Raw genomic sequence first — 16,094 nt, forward strand, 5'->3', positions numbered from 1 at the left:
GTTATCCCCTCGTCCCAGGAAACCGCATGCGAGTCGACCTGCACTGCCACAGCACCGCGTCCGACGGACAGCTCAGCCCGACCGCCCTGGTCGAGCGTGCCCACGGGCGCGGCGTGCGCGTGCTGGCGCTGACCGACCACGACACCCTCGACGGCCTGCCCGAGGCGCGCCGCGCTGCAGAGGCGCTGGGCATGGAACTGGTGGATGGCGTCGAGGTTTCCTGCACCTGGGGTGGGGCGACCATTCATGTGCTGGGCTATGGCTTCGACGTGACGGCCGAGCCGCTGGTGAAAGCGCTGGGCGACCTGCACCGCGCGCGCTGGACCCGCGCCGAGGAGATCGGCCGGCGCCTGGAAGCCAAGGGCATGCCCGGTGCCTTCGAGGGCGCGCGGGCGATCCAGGCGGAACTGGGCGACAGCGAAAACGCCCCGGCGCGCCCGCATTTCGCCGAATTCCTGCTGCGCCAGGGCCATGTCAAGGATCGCGCCGAAGCCTTCCGCAAATGGCTGGGCGCCGGCAAGCTGGGCGACGTCAAGCAGCACTGGCCGAGCCTCGCCGACGCCGTCGGCACCCTGCGCGAGGCCGGCGCCTGGATCAGCCTTGCGCATCCCTACCAGTACGATTTCACCCGCACCAAGCGGCGCAAGCTGGTGGCGGATTTCATCGCTGCCGGCGGCCATGCGCTGGAAGTCTGCAACGGCCCGCAGCCGGCCGAGCAGGTTGGCGTGCTGAGCATCCTGGTCCGCGAGTTCGGCCTGATGGTCACCGCCGGCAGCGACTTCCACGGCCCCAGCGACTGGTCGGAGCTGGGGCTTTACCGCCGCGTGCCGGAGGACCTGCCGCCACTCTGGCCGCGCTTCGCCAGTGCCGAGAACGCCATCGGGATCGAGGAGACTCCATGAGCCAGTTCTTTCAGATCCACCCGGAAAATCCCCAGGCGCGCCTGATCAAGCAGGCCGTGGAGATCGTCCGCCAGGGGGGAGTGATCGCCTATCCCACCGACTCGTCCTATGCGCTGGGTTGCCGCATCGGTGAGAAGGCCGCGGTGGAGCGCATCCGCCACATCCGCCGGCTGGACGACAAGCACAACTTCACCCTGGTCTGCCGTGACCTGTCCGAGCTCGGCCTCTACGCCAAGGTCGACACGCGCCTGTTCCGCTTGCTCAAGGCGCATACACCCGGCCCCTACACCTTCATCCTCAATGCCACCCGCGAAGTGCCGCGCATGTTGCTGCACCCCAAGCGCCGCACCATCGGCCTGCGCGTGCCGGCCTGCCCGATCGCCCTGGCGCTGCTGGAGGAACTGGGTGAGCCGCTGATGAGCGTCAGCCTGATCCTGCCGGGGGAGACGGAGCCACTGAACGACCCCTACGAGATGCGCGACCAGCTGGAGCACCTGGTCGACCTGATCATCGATGGTGGTTTCGGCGGGGGCGAAGCCTCCACCGTGATCGCCCTCACCGACGAAGACCCGGTGGTGGTACGCGTCGGCTGCGGCGATCCGGAACCCTTCATGGTCAACGCCTGAACACGCCCGGCGTGCTGGCTATACTCCCTCGTTCCATCGCCGAACCCGCGAGGTTGACCGCTTGACCAGCGTCGAATCCCTGCGCCGCGTGCTGTCCGGCATGCGCCCCACCGGGCGCCTGCACCTGGGGCATTACCACGGCGTGCTGCAGAACTGGGTGAAACTCCAGCACGAGTACGAGTGTTACTTCTCCATCGTCGACTGGCATGCATTGACCACCGAGTACGACGAGACCGCCAGCATCCGCCAGCACGTACGCGACATGGCCATCGACTGGCTGGCGGTGGGCGTCAGCCCCAGCGCGGCGACGCTGTTCATCCAGTCCCAGGTCCCCGAGCACGCCGAGTTGCACCTGCTGCTGTCGATGATCTGCCCGCTGTCCTGGCTGGAGCGTGTGCCGACCTACAAGGAGCTGCAGGAGAAACTGGTCCACAAGGACCTCTCCACCTTCGGCTTCCTCGGCTACCCGCTGCTGCAGGCCGCGGATATCCTGATCTACCGCGCAGGCCTGGTGCCGGTGGGCTCCGACCAGTTCGCCCATGTCGAATTCACCCGCGAGATCGCCCGCCGCTTCAACCACCTGTACGGCGGCGAGGTGGACTTCGAGGACCGTGCGCAGACTGCCATCGCCCGCCTGGGCAAGAAGACCGGCAAGCTGTACGTCAGCCTGCGCCGGGCCTGGCAGGAGCAGGGCGACGCCGAAGCGCTGGAAACCGCCCGCGCGCTGCTGATGGAGCAGCAGAGCCTGACCCTGGGCGACCGCGACCGGCTGTTCGGCTATCTCGAAGGCACCAGCCGCATGCTGCTGCCCGAGCCGCATACCCTGACCAGCCACGCGCCGAAGATGCCGGGGCTGGACGGACAGAAGATGTCCAAGTCGCACCACAACACCATCGCCCTGCGCGACAGCCCGGCTGCCATAGAGGAGAAGATCGCGCGCATGCCCACCGATCCTGCGCGCGTGCACCGGCGCGATCCGGGCGACCCGGAACGCTGCCCAGTATGGCAGTGGCACCTGATCTATTCCGACGACGGTTGCCGCCAGTGGGTGCAGGAAGGTTGCCGCAGCGCCGGAATCGGCTGCCTGGACTGCAAGCGGCCGCTGATCGAATCGATCCTCCAGGAACTGGCGCCGATCCAGGAGCGCGCGCTGGATTACGAAGACAACCCTGAACTGGTGCGCAGCATCCTCGCCGAAGGCGCCGAGCGTGCCCGTGAGGCGGCGCGGGAGACCTTGGTGGAGGTGCGGCATGCCATGGGGCTGTCGTACCGATAGGCAGCGCATTTGCTTTTCGTAGGAGCCAGCTTGCTCGCGAACCTGGCTCCGCCGCGAGCGGTTGGTTCGCGAGCAAGCTCGCTCCTACAGTAATGGCAGGGCCGCATCGAGCCGGTAACCGATCGGGAACAAAGTCCGCTGCTACCCACAGGCTTGCCGCCGCACCATGTGAATCCGCCAAAAGCCCCTCGCGCCGCCGGCAAAAGCAGGGATAATGCCGCCTTCGAACCCTGAGCCTGACCGAGTGGCCGATGAGTGACCTGACCGAGCCGGAAGCCCCTGCCGCCGCCCCTGAATACCAGGTGCCGGTGCAGCTGGCGCTCGTCTACGGCGAGGCCCTGACGGAGATGCCGCAGGACCTGTACATCCCGCCGGATGCCCTGGAGGTCTTCCTCGAAGCCTTCGAGGGCCCGCTCGACCTGCTGCTCTACCTGATCCGCAAGCAGAACATCAACATCCTCGACATCCCCGTGGCGGAGATCACCCGCCAGTACATGGGCTACGTCGAGCTGATGAAGTCGGTGCGCCTGGAACTGGCCGCCGAGTACCTGGTAATGGCCGCCATGCTCGCCGAGATCAAGTCGCGCATGCTGCTGCCGCGCTCGGCCGAGGCCGAGGAAGAAGAGGACGACCCGCGCGCCGAACTGATCCGCCGCCTGCAGGAGTACGAGCGCTTCAAGAAGGCCGCCGAGGACCTCGACGAACTGCCGCGCCTGGGTCGTGACTACGTGGTGCCGACCATCGCCGCGCCGGATGCGCGGGCGCGCCGGCTGCTGCCGGACGTGGACATGCAGGAGCTGATGCTGTGCATGGCCGAGGTGCTGCGCCGCGCCGACCTGTTCGAAAGCCACCAGGTCACCCGCGAGATGCTCTCCACCCGCGAGCGCATGAGCGAGATCCTCGAGCGCCTGAAGGGCGAGGGTTTCGTGCCCTTCATCACGCTGTTCCGTGTCGAGGAAGGCAAGCTGGGCGTGGTGGTGACCTTCATGGCGGTGCTGGAACTGGTGAAGGAGCAACTGGTGGAGCTGGTGCAGAACGAGGCCTTCGCGCCGATCCATGTCCGCGCCCGCAGCGAGGTGCAGGAAGGTGCTGCGCCTGTCGAGGAGGTGCTGGAGGAAGGCGACGAGGACGTCTTCGAGCCCCGCGAGGAGGTGCCGGCTGACCTGACCTTCGAGGACGGCCACTTCGACGAGATCGCCGAGGCCGACAGCGAGCCGGACGAAGAGCCGCTGTGATCCGATAGCGTTGCCCTGGCGCCGCGCTTTGAGTAGTTTTCCCGCCTGTACCGCAACCTTATGACCTGACCCGAGCTTCCCGATGAATCTCTCCGACCCGCAAGAACTGGCGACCCTGCTCGAAGGCATCCTCCTGGCTGCCGGCAAGCCCATGTCGCTGGAGCGCCTCGGCGAGCTGTTCGAGGAAGCCGAGCGCCCCGAGCCGCAGCAGTTCCGCGACGCGCTGGCGGTGCTGGGCCTGTCCTGTGCCGGGCGGGCTTATGAACTGAAGGAAGTTGCCACCGGCTACCGCCTGCAGGTGCGCGAGAAGTTCGCCTCCTGGGTGGGCCGTTTGTGGGAGGAGCGCCCGCAGCGCTATTCCCGCGCGCTGCTGGAGACCCTGGCGCTGATCGCCTACCGCCAGCCCATCACCCGTGGCGAGATCGAGGAAATCCGCGGCGTCGCGGTGAACACCCAGATCGTCAAGACGCTGATGGAGCGCGAGTGGATCCGCATCGTCGGCTACCGTGAAGTCCCCGGCCGCCCGGCCATGCTCGCCACCACCCGGACCTTTCTCGACTACTTCAACCTGAAGAGCCTGGAGGAGTTGCCGCCGCTGGCCGAGCTGAAGCTGATGGAGCCCGAGCCGCAGCCGATCCTCGAGGACATGGCGCCCACCGTCAGCCTGCCCGGCCCTGAGGAGTACGACGAGGACTACATCCCGCCGTCCCTGCAGGCGCTGGCCGACCAGGCCGTGCGCGATGCCGGCGAGGAGCCGGAGCCCGCGCCGCCGGAAGAACCGAAGGAAGAAACCAGTTTCCGCAGCCTGCTTGCCGAGCTGGACGAGATGGAACAGGGCCTGAAGACCGACTTCGACGACCTCATCGACCTCCCGCCGAGTGACGACGAAGACAGCGGCGTGGATGCCGATTTCAGCGGCGTCCACGGCCTGCCCGAAGTTGCGTCCGACGCCGAGGCTGCAGGCGCCGCCGAGCCTGATGCGCCGGCCGAGCCCGCTGCGCAGCCGGAACCGGCGCCCCAGCCGCCGGCCCCCGCGCCGGAAGAAGAGTGGGACGAGGAACGCGCCCTGCGCGAAGCCATGCGCGAGGAAATGGAATTCAACCGGCTCAATCGCGACCATTGAGACCCATTCACCGGCGTTTTCCAGCCGTTCGGTGATTGACTTCCGCCCTCGGCGCGACGACCTTATGTGCCGCGTTCGAAAGGCGCTGGCGACTACACCCGGGGGAGTCGCCGGAATCCCACCTGTTCGATGCCCCTCTAACAACATTCCACAGTGGCCCGGCGCTTCGCGCAGGCTGCTGAGTACCCATATGAAAAGAACTCCAATCAGCCGTATCTGCTGGCTCGGCCTCCTGCTGGGCCTGACCAGCGCTTCGCTTTCCGCCGCCCAGGCGCCTGCCGATGCTCCTGCCGTACCGCTCGCCGGCCAGTCGAAGGACGCCTTCATCGACAGCCTGATGCAGCGTATGACACTGGAAGAGAAGATCGGCCAGCTGCGCCTGGTCAGCGTCGGGCCGGACCATCCCAAGCCGGTACTGCTGAAGGAAATCGCCGAGGGCACCACCGGCGCGGTATTCAACACCGTGGTCCGTCCGGGCATCCGTGACCTGCAGGACGCGGCCATGAAGAGCCGCCTGAAGATTCCGCTGTTCTTTGCCTACGACGTGGTTCACGGCCACCGCACCGTATTCCCCATCGGCCTGGGGCTGGCGGCAAGCTGGGACCTGGCGGCCATCGAGCGCAGCGCGCGCGTCTCGGCCATCGAGGCCAGCGCCGACGGCCTCAACCTGACCTATTCGCCCACCGTCGACATCGCCCGCGATCCACGCTGGGGCCGTGTTTCCGAAGGCTTCGGCGAAGACGCCTGGCTGACCAGCAAGGTCGCCGCCGCAGTGGTCAAGGGCTACCAGGGCAAGGGCCTGAACCAGCCGGAAACCATCATGGCCGGGGTCAAGCACTTCGCCCTGTACGGCGCCGGCGAAGGCGGCCGCGACTACAACACCGTGGACATGAGCCCGCAGCGCATGTTCCAGGACTACCTGCCGCCGTACCGCGCGGCCATCGATGCCGGCGCTGGTGCGGTGATGGTCTCGCTCAACAGCATCAACGGCGTGCCCGCCACCGCCAACAAGTGGCTGCTGCAGGACCTGCTGCGCAAGCAGTGGGGCTACAAGGGCCTGACCCTGAGCGACCACGGTGCGGTGCTGGAGCTGATCAAGCACGGCGTAGCGGCCACCGAGCGCGACGCCACCCAGGCGGCGATCAACGCCGGCGTCGAAATGAACATGAACGACGACCTTTACGGCAAGCACATGCCCGAGCTGCTCAAGGCCGGGCTGATCAGTCAGGACGAGATCGACCGTGCCTGCCGCGACGTGCTCGCCGCCAAGTGGGACATGGGCCTGTTCCAGGACCCGTACCGTTACCTGCAGGGCAAGGACCCGGTGGATACCGATGCCGAAGAACGCCTGCACCGCGCCGACGCCCGCGAGATCGCGCGCAAGGGCATGGTCCTGCTGAAAAACGAGGGTGGCGTGCTGCCGCTCAAGCGCGACGGTGTGATCGCCCTGATCGGCCCGCTGGCCGACAGCAAGCGCGACGTGATGGGTAGCTGGTCCGCCGCCGGCAAGGCCTTCCAGGCCGTGACCGTGCTCGAAGGCATGGGCACCGCCACCCGTGGCCACGCCGCGCTGCTCTACGCCAAGGGCGCCAACGTCACCGACGATCCGGAGATCGTCAAATACCTCAACGAGTACAGCGATGACGTGAAGGTCGACCCGCGCAGCCCGAAGGCCATGATCGACGAAGCCGTCGAGAAGGCGAAGCAGGCTGACGTGGTGGTGGCCGTGGTCGGCGAATCCCAGGGCATGGCCCACGAGGCGTCGAGCAAGACCAACCTGCACATCGCGCAAAGCCAGATCGAGCTGCTCAAGGCCCTCAAGGCCACCGGCAAACCGCTGGTGCTGGTGCTGATGAACGGCCGGCCGATGGACCTGCGCTGGGAAAGCGCCAACGCCGACGCCGTGCTGGAAACCTGGTTCAGCGGCACCGAAGGTGGCAATGCCATCGCCGACGTGCTGTTCGGCGACTACAACCCGTCGGGCAAGCTGACCATGACCTTCCCGCGCTCCGTGGGCCAGGTGCCGATCTACTACAACCACCTGAACACCGGCCGCCCGTTCGACCACGAGCACCCGAACAAGTACACCTCGCGCTACTTCGACTCGGAGAACGGCCCGCTGTACCCGTTCGGCTACGGCTTGAGCTACACCGACTTCAGCGTCTCCGACGTGAAGCTGTCGGCGGCCAAGCTGAAGAAGGGCGACCAGCTGACCGCCAGCGTCACCGTGAAGAACACCGGCAAGGTCGCCGGCGAAACCACCGTGCAGCTCTACCTGCGCGACGTCGCCGCGTCCATCAGCCGTCCGGTCAAGGAGCTCAAGGGCTTCGAGAAGATCCTGCTGCAGCCGGGCGAGTCGAAAGTGGTGCAGTTCCCGATCCGCGAGGAAGACCTGCGCTTCTACGACAGCCAGTTGCGCTACGCCTCGGAGCCGGGCGAGTTCAAGGTCTACGTCGGCCTGGATTCGGACAACGTGAAGGAGCAGAGCTTCACGCTGCTCTAAGCGTTACCCGCTGCTGCAGACGAAAACGCCACGGCTGGTCCAGCCGTGGCGTTTTTCTTTGTCAGGCGGCTTTGGCGAGCCTTCGCGATCGCACGCCGATCAGCCAGCGCACTGTGCCCTGTAGCAGAACGGCCAGCAGTGCCGCCTCGGCAAAGCTGGGCAGGATGTCATTGCCAGGCAAACGCAGCGCCAGACACAGGCAGAAAGCCGCGAAAGCCGGGCGCCCGGTGACCATGCCGCGCAGCAGGGCAATGACGAAACCCGGCCCGTGCAGCCGCTGGGACGACACGCAAAGCACGATGGAGAGCAGCGGGAATACCGCCAGCAAGCCACTCCAGCTGGGGCCCGCCCAGCCGGCGAGCGCGGTGACGGCCAGCGTCAGCAGCGCGCCGGCGAGCATGCGCAGGCTCAGTTCGAAGCGGCCCAGTGGAGCGATGGCGGCGCTCAACTCGGCACGGGGCATGAACAGCTGACTGGTCAACGCGCCCATGGCCGCAGCGAGCAACGCCCAGACGGGCGAGGCGGGCAGTTGCGTCAGTGCCCAGCCGGCCACCAGCCAGGCGAGCATCGCGCCGGTCAGTGCCAGCGGCCATCCGTGGCGCCGACAGATCCAGGCATAGGCGAAGTTGAACGCTTCAGCGGCAAAGATCGCGGCCAGTGCGAGCAGCGCGGCGTGAGCGCCGAACTGGCGGCCATGCTCCACGGTGATCAGATAGAGGATCGGCCCCGCGATGGCGGGCAGGGCGGCCAGGCAGCCGGCCACGGCCGGGCCCCACCAGCGCCCGGAGAGCGAGACCAGCAGCAGGAACAGCGGAACGAGGGTGAGCTTGAGGGCGAGCATGGGCGAGGTCGGGCAGCGTGGACGGCGGATTCTAGCAAGGCGCGCACCCTTCGATTGCCAGGGTCGATGGCGCCGATGGGGAAATCGAGTTGGACCTTGGCGCCGCGCGGGTGTCCATTAGTAGAGACCCACTGACATTCATCCAGCCGAAACCACGAGGAAGTCCGTGAAGAGTCCGTGCATCAAGGTCTGCGAGTTCGAAGAAGGTATCTGCCTGGGCTGTGGCCGCAGCCGCGAGGAAATCAAGGCGTGGAAGCGCGTCGATCATCTCGGCCAGGAAGCGATCCTGGCCGAGGCCGACATGCGCCTGCTGGTGCTGGAGGCGCAGGGAAGACGTCGCTATCGCTAAACAGGCCAACCTGGCAGCTCTGTGCCCTGTATTTCCCTCACCCTAACCCTCTCCCAGAGGGAGAGGGGACCGTTCTGTGCAGGGAGAGCCAATGGCGCCAGCCGGCACAATCGGCTCCCTCTCCCTCTGGGAGAGGGCAGGGGTGAGGGGCTCTTGCGGGCAGCCGAGCGCCGTTCACCCCCGCGCCGAAACCATCGCCCTCGCCGTATCCAGCATCCGATTGGAAAACCCCCACTCGTTGTCGTACCAGGCCATCACCTTCACCAGCCGCGCATTCACCCGCGTATGGCTGGCATCGAAGATGGCCGAGCGAGGATCGTGATTGAAGTCCACCGAGACCAGCGGCAGGCGATTGAAGCCGAGGATCGGCGAAAGCTCGCTGGCACGCTCCATCAGCTCGTTGACTTCCTGCGCGCTGGTATCGCGGCCGACCTGCACCGTGAGGTCCACCAGCGAGACGTTAATAACGGGAACCCGCACCGCCAGCCCCGTCAGCTTGCCGGCCAGTTCCGGCAGCACCAGGCCTACCGCTTCGGCGGCGCCGGTCCTGGTCGGGATCATCGATTGGGTCGCCGAGCGCGCCCGGTAGGGGTCGCTGTGGTAGACGTCGGAGAGGCTCTGGTCGTTGGTGTAGGCGTGGATGGTGGTCATCAGCCCGTGCTCGATGCCCAGTTCGCGGTGCAGCACCTGGGCCACCGGCGCCAGGCAGTTGGTCGTGCAGGAGGCGTTGGAGACGATCTGGTGTTCGGCGCGCAGGATGCCTTCGTTGACGCCGAAGACCACCGTGGCGTCGACGCCCTGGCCCGGCGCCGAGATCAGCACCTGGCGCGCCCCGGCCTGCAGGTGCGCGGCAGCCTTGTCGCGGGAGGTGAAGTGGCCGGTGCATTCGAGCACGATATCCACCGCCAGCGCCTTCCACGGCAGCTGCGCCGGATCGCGGATGGCCGTGACGGCAATCACGTCGCCCTCTACCCTGAGACTTTCGGCGTCATGCTCGACCTGGCCGGGAAAACGCCCATGCACGCTGTCGAACTGCAGCAGATGAGCGTTAATCGCGGCGTCACCGATGTCGTTGATCGCCACCACTTGCAGGTGCTGGCGATAGCCGCCCGAGTAGAGCGCGCGGAGTACGTTCCGACCGATGCGGCCAAATCCGTTGATTGCCAGGCGTATAGTCATTGAGGTCGTCTCTTTTCTTTTGTTGTGGTAAAAACCATTAAATTTCCACGCCGTTGAAAAGTAAACGCCTTGGAATAAACAATTATGTTGTAAAAACAACAACTGATAGTCTGTAGGAGAATGCTGCCATGCACCCCCGTGTGCTTGAAGTCACCCAGCGTATCCAGGCCCGCAGCGCGGCCACGCGACAGCGCTACCTCGACCTGGTCAAGGCTGCCGCCACCAAGGGCCCGCACCGCGGCACGCTGCCCTGCGGCAACCTCGCCCATGGCGTTGCGGCCTGTGGTGATTCCGACAAACAGGCGCTGCGGCTGATGAACCAGGCCAACGTCGCCATCGTCTCCGCCTACAACGACATGCTCTCCGCGCACCAGCCGCTGGAGCGCTTCCCCGAGCTGATCAAGGACGCCCTGCGACAGATCGGTTCGGTCGGCCAGTTCGCCGGCGGCGTGCCGGCCATGTGCGATGGCGTGACCCAGGGCGAGCCGGGCATGGAACTGTCCCTGGCCAGCCGCGACGTGATCGCCATGGGCACCGCCATCGCGCTGTCGCACAACATGTTCGATGCCGCGCTGTGCCTGGGCGTGTGTGACAAGATCGTCCCCGGCCTGCTGATCGGCTCGCTGCGCTTCGGCCACCTGCCGGTGGTGTTCGTGCCCGCCGGCCCCATGCCTACCGGTATCTCCAACAAGGAGAAGGCCGCAGTGCGCCAGTTGTTCGCCGAAGGCAAGGCCACCCGCGAGGAGCTGCTGGCTTCGGAAATGGCCTCCTACCACGCGCCGGGCACCTGCACCTTCTATGGCACCGCCAATACCAACCAGTTGCTGGTGGAAGTGATGGGCCTGCACCTGCCGGGCGCTTCCTTCGTCAACCCGAACACCCCGCTGCGCGACGAGCTGACCCGCGAAGCCGCTCGCCAGGCTGCGCGCCTGACGCCGGAGAACGGCCAGTTTGTGCCCATGGCGGAGATCGTCGACGAGAAGGCCATGGTCAACTCGGTGGTGGCGCTGCTGGCCACCGGCGGCTCGACCAACCACACCCTGCACCTGCTCGCCATCGCCCAGGCGGCCGGCATCCAGCTGACCTGGCAGGACATGGCCGACCTCTCCGAGATCGTGCCGACCCTGGCGCGCATCTATCCCAACGGCCAGGCCGACATCAACCACTTCCAGGCGGCGGGCGGCATGTCCTTCCTGATCCGCCAGTTGCTCGGCGGCGGCCTGCTGCACGAAGACGTGCAGACCGTGGTCGGCAAGGGCCTGCGTCGTTATATCCAGGAGCCCTTCCTCGATGGCGGCAAGCTGGTCTGGCGCGAAGGCCCGGCGGCGAGCCTGGACGAGAACATCCTGCGCCCCATCGACAAGCCGTTCTCGCCCGAGGGCGGCCTGCGCCTGATGGAGGGCAACCTGGGCCGCGGCGTGATGAAGGTCTCTGCCGTTGCGGTGGAACACCAGATCGTCGAGGCGCCGGTGCGCATCTTCCATGACCAGTCGAGCCTCGCCGCCGCCTTCAAGGCCGGCGAGCTGGAGCGTGATCTGGTCGCCGTGGTGCGTTTCCAGGGCCCGCGCGCCAATGGCATGCCGGAGTTGCACAAGCTCACGCCATTCCTCGGTGTGCTACAGGACCGCGGCTTCAAGGTCGCGCTAGTCACCGACGGGCGCATGTCCGGCGCGTCCGGCAAGGTGCCGGCGGCCATCCATGTGTCCCCGGAAGCGCTCAATGGCGGCCCGCTGGCCAAGCTGCGCGACGGCGACGTGGTACGCGTCGACGGCACCACCGGCGAACTGCGTGTGCTGGTGGATGCGGCGGAATGGGAGGCGCGTCCGCTCGTCGAGACTCCGGCCATTGATAACCTGGGCATGGGCCGCGAGCTGTTCGCTTTCATGCGCAATGCCTTCAGCCCGGCGGAGCAGGGCGCCTGCAGCTTCACGGCTGAACTGAACGGTCCGAGCTGACTGTCGCAGCGCCCCGCGCGAAGGGACTGCCTGTCCATCGCGCGGGGCGTTTTCGGCGCTGGCCTATGCTGGCATGATTCCGCGCCGCACCCTTTCACCCAACTTCCAGGCCCGAGCCCGCAATGAACTTCAACAAAGCTCACTCCGCCTCGAACGGTTTCGCCCTGGTCGGCGATATCGGTGGCACCAATGCTCGCTTCGCCCTGTGGCGTGGTGAAGTCCTCGAATCCATCGAGGTCCTGGCCTGTGCCGACTATCCGCGCCCGGAAGACGCCGTGCGCGATTATCTGCAGCGTATCGGCCAGCCGCTCTCTTCTGTCGAGAACGTCTGCCTGGCCTGTGCCGGGCCGGTCGGCGCCGGCGACTTCAAGTTCACCAACAACCACTGGGTCATCCAGCGCGATGCCTTCCGTACTGAACTGGGGCTGAGCCACCTGCTGCTGGTGAACGACTTCAGCACCATGGCCTGGGCAGCTTCGCGACTGTCGGAAGAGCATCTGGTGCAGGTGCGTCCCGGCAAGGCGCTGGACGGGCGCGCCAAACTGATCATCGGCCCCGGCACCGGCCTGGGCGTCGGCAGCCTGATGCCGCTGCCGAACGGTGGCTGGGAAGTGCTGCCCTGCGAAGGTGGCCACGTCGACCTGCCGGTGACCTCCGAGCGCGACTTCGCCCTCTGGCAACTGCTTCGCGAGAAATATGGCCACGTCTCGGCCGAGCGCGTGCTCTCCGGCAGCGGCCTGGAAAACCTCTACCGCATGAGCTGCCAGCTCGATGGCGTGGAGCCCAAATGCGCCACTGCCGCCGAGATCGGCGAGCGCGCCATGGCCGGCGACGCCTACGCCGACGCGGTGCTGGAGCACTTCTTCCTGTGGCTGGCGCGGGTCGCCGGCAACGCCGTGCTGACGGTCGGCGCGCTGGGTGGCGTGTACATCACCGGCGGCATCGTCCCGCGCTTCCTCGAACGCTTCCAGCGCAGCGGCTTCGCCGAGGCGTTCCGCACCCGCGGCAAGACCAGCGGGCCGTATCTCGACCCGGTGCCGGTGTGGGTCATGACTGCGGATCATCCGGGGCTGTTCGGCGCCGGCGTGGCCCTGGAACAGGCACTGCGCAACGAAGGCTGATTCACCGCGCCACCGTTGAAAACAACAAGAAAGGACGCCCGAAGTGAACCAGCCTGCCAAATCCATCCTGCTGGTGGACGACGACCAGGAAATCCGCGAGCTGCTGGACACCTACCTGAGCCGCGCCGGTTTCCAGGTGCGCGCCGTCGCCAACGGCGAGGACTTCCGCCGCGCGCTGTGCGATGAGGAGTCCGCCCTGGCGATCCTCGACGTGATGCTGCCCGACGAGGACGGCTTCAGCCTGTGCCGCTGGATTCGCTCGCACCAGCGCCACGCCTGCATGCCGGTGATCATGCTCACCGCCAGTTCCGACGAGGCCGACCGCGTGGTGGGCCTGGAGCTGGGTGCCGACGATTACCTCGGCAAACCCTTCAGCCCCCGCGAGTTGCTGGCGCGGATCAAGGCGCTGCTGCGTCGCGCGCAGTTCACCCAGGTGCGCGGCGGCGAGGTCATCGCTTTCGACGATTGGCGGCTGGATACCATCAGCCACCGGTTGTTCCACGAGGACGGCGAGGAGCATTTCCTCAGTGGCGCCGACTTCGCCCTGCTCAAGCTGTTCCTCGACAATCCCCGGCAGATTCTCGATCGCGACACCATCGCCAGCGCCACCCGTGGCCGCGAGGTGATGCCGCTGGAGCGCATCGTCGACATGGCCGTGTCACGCCTGCGCCAGCGTTTGCGTGATACCGAGAAGCCGGCGCGGCTGATCCAGACCGTGCGCGGCAGCGGTTACCTGCTGGCCGCCCAGGTTCGCCCGCACCTCGCCGGCCATGAGTGAGCGCCGCCGCTGGGCCCTGGTACCGCGCTCGCTGCTCGGCCGCATGCTGCTGCTCACCCTGCTGGCGGTACTGCTCGCCCAGGGGCTGTCGAGCCTGTTCTGGATATCCCACCTGCGCTCCAGCCAGCGCGACGGCCTGCTCACCAGCTCGCGCAGCCTGGCCTATTCCATGGCCGCCAGTGTCAGTTACTTCCGCTCGCTGCCCATCGGCTACCGCCCGCTGGTGCTGGACCAGTTGCGCAGCATGGGCGGCACGCGCTTCTTCGTCTCGCTCAACGAGCGCCCGCTGAACCTGCGCGCGCTGCCCGACACCACCAACAAACAGGCGGTGATCGACATCGTGCAGGACGTGCTGCACCAGAAGCTGGGCAAGGACGTGGAGCTGCAGGTGGAGTTCGTCAGCCCCGACGACCTGCGGCTGTTCAATGGCGAGCTGAAGCTGGAGGAACTGCCGCGTTCCTGGGCGCACTACGCACTGACCCTGGAACCGGTGAACCCGCCGGTGCTGGTCACGCAGATCCGCATCGGCGAGAGCGAATGGCTGTACATCGCCAGCCTGATGCCGGCGCCCTACGTCACCCTGGAGCCCGAAGGCCTGCCGCCGCAGCAGATCATTTCCATCGCCTTCACCAGCCTCCTGTTGCTGCTGTTCACCGGCTTGCTGGTGCACTGGCAGAGCCGCCCGCTCAAGCGCCTCGCCCGCGCAGCCCGCGACATTGCCCTAGGCGGCCAGGACCAGCCGCTGGAGGAGAACGGGGCGAGCGAGCTGGTGGAAGTCTCGCGGGCCTTCAACACCATGCGCGAGCGCATCGACCGCTACGTCAACGAGCGGGGCCAGTTGTTCAGCGGTATCTCCCACGACCTGCGCACGCCGATCACCCGCCTGCGCCTGCGTGCCGAGTTGCTGGACGACGAGCAGGCGCGGGACAAGTTCAGCCACGACCTCGACGAACTGGAACTGCTGGTGAAGGGCGCGCTGCAATGCGTGAAGGACACCGACATCCACGAGAACATCGAGCCGGTAGACCTCAACCAACTGCTGCAGTACATCGCCGGGCCCTACCTCGCCGATGGCCGGGTCGAGGTCATCGGCGCGGCGCGCGAGCCCTATCCCGGCAAGCCGCTGGCGCTCAAGCGCTGCATCGGCAACCTGCTGGACAACGCGTTGAAGTACGGCGAGCGCGCGCAACTGAGCATCGAGGACGATGCCGATGCCGTGGTGCTGCACGTCGACGACCAGGGCCCCGGCGTACCGGAACAGCGCCTGGAGAAGGTCTTCGAGCCGCGCTTCCGGCTCTCCGAACGCGGCCAGGGCTACGGCCTCGGGTTGGGCATCGCGCGCAATATCGCCCACACCCACGGCGGCGAGGTCAGCCTGCAGAATCGCCGCGAGGGCGGGTTGCGGGTGACGTTGCGGTTGCCGAGGTTGGAGGTGGAGTAGGGCGGTTGGTTACTCCGGGACGCTCCGGAGTGCTCGGTTGTCGCGCCCTCTCCCTAACCCTGGCTACGCGCCCCGCTCCGAAGGGAGAGGGGACTGTCCGGAGTGAGCGGTGCCATCGGAGTCATCCTCAAGCAGCAGCTTGGATGGGCGCAAGAACCTACAGACTGCTCGGAAAGCTCCCTCTCCCTTTAGGGAGAGGGCTGGGGAGAGGGGATGGGCCGAGGCACTAGCCTCCAGACGTACTTCCGCTGGAGCCGTCGCATGACCTCTCGACTTACCCAGTTCTCGAAACAACTCCGCACAGACCAGACCAAAGCCGAACTCGCTCTCTGGCACCATCTGCGCGCCCACCGCTTCCTCGGCCTCAAATTCCGCCGACAGAAAGTCATCGGCCCGTACATCATCGATTTCATTTGTCACGAACACATGCTGATCATCGAACTGGATGGTGGGCAGCATCTGGACTCTGGTCGGGACCGGGAGCGCGACGCATGGCTCAAAACCAAGGGTTTCAAAGTGCTGCGCTTCTGGAATCATGATGTGCTGTTGAAGGTGGATTCGGTGCTGGAGGCGATACGCTTGGCGCTGGATGATTAGCCATTGCCCTCTCCCCAACCCTCTCCCTGAAGGGAGAGGGGGCCGCTCGGAGCGAGGCGAGGCCTCAGCGTCAGTCGGCTCCCCATTGATAGTTGAAAGCTGCGATCGCATCAGGCGAACTGCATACCTGGCACGGCAGAGGACAGCTCCCTCTCCCTTCTGGGAGGG

The 16,094-nt window shown here is 66.5% G+C and carries 14 protein-coding genes; 12 read left to right on the forward strand and 2 right to left on the reverse strand.

Annotated elements, in window-relative coordinates; translation table 11 throughout:
• Window positions 1-26 precede the first annotated feature (26 nt).
• The 6 genes from RS899_RS04975 (at window position 27) to bglX (ending at window position 7,665) form a co-directional block, all read left to right on the forward strand.
• Window positions 27-902: a PHP domain-containing protein gene (locus RS899_RS04975; RefSeq protein ID WP_054909377.1), complete on the forward strand. Its 876-nt coding sequence runs from the start codon at window positions 27-29 to the stop codon at window positions 900-902.
• The gene (locus tag RS899_RS04980; protein WP_024766423.1) at window positions 899-1,528 is read left to right on the forward strand and encodes an L-threonylcarbamoyladenylate synthase; all 630 of its coding nucleotides are present in this window, start codon (window positions 899-901) and stop codon (window positions 1,526-1,528) included. The genes RS899_RS04975 and RS899_RS04980 overlap by 4 nt, the downstream gene beginning before the upstream one ends.
• A gap of 100 nt (window positions 1,529-1,628) precedes the next feature.
• On the forward strand, window positions 1,629-2,804 hold the full coding sequence (locus RS899_RS04985) for a tryptophan--tRNA ligase (protein ID WP_315810401.1): 1,176 nt from the start codon (window positions 1,629-1,631) through the stop codon (window positions 2,802-2,804).
• A 380-nt stretch (window positions 2,805-3,184) separates the two neighbouring features.
• Window positions 3,185-4,039, forward strand: coding sequence for a segregation and condensation protein A (locus RS899_RS04990; RefSeq protein ID WP_233298355.1), 855 nt, complete (start codon window positions 3,185-3,187; stop codon window positions 4,037-4,039).
• 82 nt (window positions 4,040-4,121) lie between these two features.
• Complete coding sequence (gene scpB, locus RS899_RS04995) at window positions 4,122-5,162, forward strand: SMC-Scp complex subunit ScpB (RefSeq protein ID WP_315809230.1); 1,041 nt, start codon at window positions 4,122-4,124, stop codon at window positions 5,160-5,162.
• 205 nt (window positions 5,163-5,367) lie between these two features.
• Window positions 5,368-7,665, forward strand: a complete 2,298-nt coding sequence (bglX, locus tag RS899_RS05000; protein WP_256233945.1) for a beta-glucosidase BglX — start codon at window positions 5,368-5,370, stop codon at window positions 7,663-7,665.
• Window positions 7,666-7,726: 61 nt separating this feature from the next.
• On the opposite strand, the gene RS899_RS05005 is transcribed toward bglX, so the two are convergent.
• A complete protein-coding gene (locus tag RS899_RS05005) occupies window positions 7,727-8,506 on the reverse strand; it encodes a hypothetical protein (protein WP_054909374.1) in 780 nt (259 codons plus the stop codon).
• 166 nt (window positions 8,507-8,672) lie between these two features.
• On the opposite strand from RS899_RS05005, the gene RS899_RS05010 reads away from it, so the two are divergent.
• On the forward strand, window positions 8,673-8,855 hold the full coding sequence (locus RS899_RS05010) for a DUF1289 domain-containing protein (RefSeq protein ID WP_054909373.1): 183 nt from the start codon (window positions 8,673-8,675) through the stop codon (window positions 8,853-8,855).
• A 174-nt stretch (window positions 8,856-9,029) separates the two neighbouring features.
• Here RS899_RS05010 and gap read toward each other — a convergent pair whose 3' ends face one another.
• Entirely contained in the window at window positions 9,030-10,034 is a 1,005-nt protein-coding gene (gene gap / locus RS899_RS05015) for a type I glyceraldehyde-3-phosphate dehydrogenase (RefSeq protein WP_315809231.1), read from the reverse strand.
• A gap of 128 nt (window positions 10,035-10,162) precedes the next feature.
• Here gap and edd point away from each other — a divergent pair, with 128 nt between their 5' ends.
• The 5 genes from edd to RS899_RS05040 all read left to right on the forward strand — a co-directional run bounded on the left by edd (window position 10,163) and on the right by RS899_RS05040 (window position 15,926).
• The gene (gene edd, locus RS899_RS05020; RefSeq protein ID WP_315809232.1) at window positions 10,163-11,989 is read left to right on the forward strand and encodes a phosphogluconate dehydratase; all 1,827 of its coding nucleotides are present in this window, start codon (window positions 10,163-10,165) and stop codon (window positions 11,987-11,989) included.
• A 122-nt stretch (window positions 11,990-12,111) separates the two neighbouring features.
• Window positions 12,112-13,110, forward strand: a complete 999-nt coding sequence (locus RS899_RS05025; RefSeq protein WP_315809233.1) for a glucokinase — start codon at window positions 12,112-12,114, stop codon at window positions 13,108-13,110.
• Between the two features lie 43 nt (window positions 13,111-13,153).
• On the forward strand, window positions 13,154-13,888 hold the full coding sequence (locus tag RS899_RS05030; RefSeq protein WP_054909369.1) for a response regulator: 735 nt from the start codon (window positions 13,154-13,156) through the stop codon (window positions 13,886-13,888).
• Window positions 13,881-15,329, forward strand: coding sequence for an ATP-binding protein (locus RS899_RS05035; RefSeq protein ID WP_233298041.1), 1,449 nt, complete (start codon window positions 13,881-13,883; stop codon window positions 15,327-15,329). Before RS899_RS05030 ends, RS899_RS05035 begins: the two co-directional genes overlap by 8 nt.
• Window positions 15,330-15,590: 261 nt before the next feature.
• Window positions 15,591-15,926: an endonuclease domain-containing protein gene (locus RS899_RS05040; RefSeq protein ID WP_233298040.1), complete on the forward strand. Its 336-nt coding sequence runs from the start codon at window positions 15,591-15,593 to the stop codon at window positions 15,924-15,926.
• Window positions 15,927-16,094 lie beyond the last annotated feature (168 nt).

It is taken from the genome of Pseudomonas sp. C9-3 (assembly GCF_032392015.1).
Lineage (GTDB): Bacteria > Pseudomonadota > Gammaproteobacteria > Pseudomonadales > Pseudomonadaceae > Pseudomonas > Pseudomonas nitroreducens.

What these genes read in the sequence shown, in the direction of transcription:
- scpB (WP_315809230.1), top strand. Translation starts at nt 4,122, where the DNA reads ATGAATCTCTCCGACCCGCAAGAACTGGCGACCCTGCTCGAAGGCATC.
- gap (WP_315809231.1), bottom strand. Translation starts at nt 10,034, where the DNA reads ATGACTATACGCCTGGCAATCAACGGATTTGGCCGCATCGGTCGGAAC.
- RS899_RS04975 (WP_054909377.1), top strand. Translation starts at nt 27, where the DNA reads ATGCGAGTCGACCTGCACTGCCACAGCACCGCGTCCGACGGACAGCTC.
- edd (WP_315809232.1), top strand. Translation starts at nt 10,163, where the DNA reads ATGCACCCCCGTGTGCTTGAAGTCACCCAGCGTATCCAGGCCCGCAGC.
- RS899_RS04985 (WP_315810401.1), top strand. Translation starts at nt 1,629, where the DNA reads ATGCGCCCCACCGGGCGCCTGCACCTGGGGCATTACCACGGCGTGCTG.
- RS899_RS05035 (WP_233298041.1), top strand. Translation starts at nt 13,881, where the DNA reads ATGAGTGAGCGCCGCCGCTGGGCCCTGGTACCGCGCTCGCTGCTCGGC.
- RS899_RS05040 (WP_233298040.1), top strand. Translation starts at nt 15,591, where the DNA reads ATGACCTCTCGACTTACCCAGTTCTCGAAACAACTCCGCACAGACCAG.
- RS899_RS04980 (WP_024766423.1), top strand. Translation starts at nt 899, where the DNA reads ATGAGCCAGTTCTTTCAGATCCACCCGGAAAATCCCCAGGCGCGCCTG.
- RS899_RS05025 (WP_315809233.1), top strand. Translation starts at nt 12,112, where the DNA reads ATGAACTTCAACAAAGCTCACTCCGCCTCGAACGGTTTCGCCCTGGTC.
- RS899_RS05005 (WP_054909374.1), bottom strand. Translation starts at nt 8,506, where the DNA reads ATGCTCGCCCTCAAGCTCACCCTCGTTCCGCTGTTCCTGCTGCTGGTC.